Genomic DNA, 626 nt, shown 5'->3' with positions numbered 1-626 from the left:
GATTTCTCAACAAGACTTCATGTCGCAAAAAATTACTCTTTGGAATTCAGTAACTGGAGCATTTGCAACTACAGATAGACAAAACTGGTATAACGCTGGTCCTGTAACTATCTTACAAGCTACGTCGTCTTATACAGGCCCATATTCACTCGCTTCAGCTGACCACTTTGGTAGAATTGTTGCTGTCGCAGCAGATAACATCATTAATCTATATAATGTTGAAAATGGAAAACTTGTTCTTGAATCTACTTCTCAAGGCACATATCAAACTGATTTAGTTCAAAATAACACTCATAATGGTGGGTTTTATGGAGAGGATGAATCATGGAGCCATCCGGACGTTATCTCGCTTCAAATCTTTAATCAAGTACGTAGGCAAAACGAGTACAATAATGAATTTACAATCATTGCAACTCCTAGACCAGGCGTATTTCCAGCTAATACAACTGCTGGAAAAAGCTCTACATATAGGATTTACGCCCTTGGAAATAATGTTGCTTCATTAAAACCAGTCCTTCCTAATCACAATAATGCTTCAGTATCTTCAAAAGACCTTGAACGTTATGGAGATGCTACAGGAAAAGGATTTGCAGGATTCTCATTCGAGGGTTCATTTGCAGTAGGTG

Annotated in this window: 1 protein-coding gene; it reads left to right on the top strand. The window is 38.2% G+C overall.

What is annotated here, in order from left to right; genetic code table 11:
- Positions 1-19: 19 nt before the first annotated feature.
- Positions 20-626, top strand: a 607-nt coding sequence (locus N1032_RS26140; RefSeq protein ID WP_259543555.1) for a hypothetical protein, incomplete at its 3' end; no start/stop codon positions are given.

It is taken from the genome of Herbiconiux daphne, from assembly GCF_024979295.1.
Taxonomy (GTDB): Bacteria; Actinomycetota; Actinomycetes; order Actinomycetales; family Microbacteriaceae; genus Herbiconiux; species Herbiconiux daphnes.
Note: the sequence above shows the minus strand (reverse complement) of the source record. Positions and strands in the feature narration are given on the sequence as shown.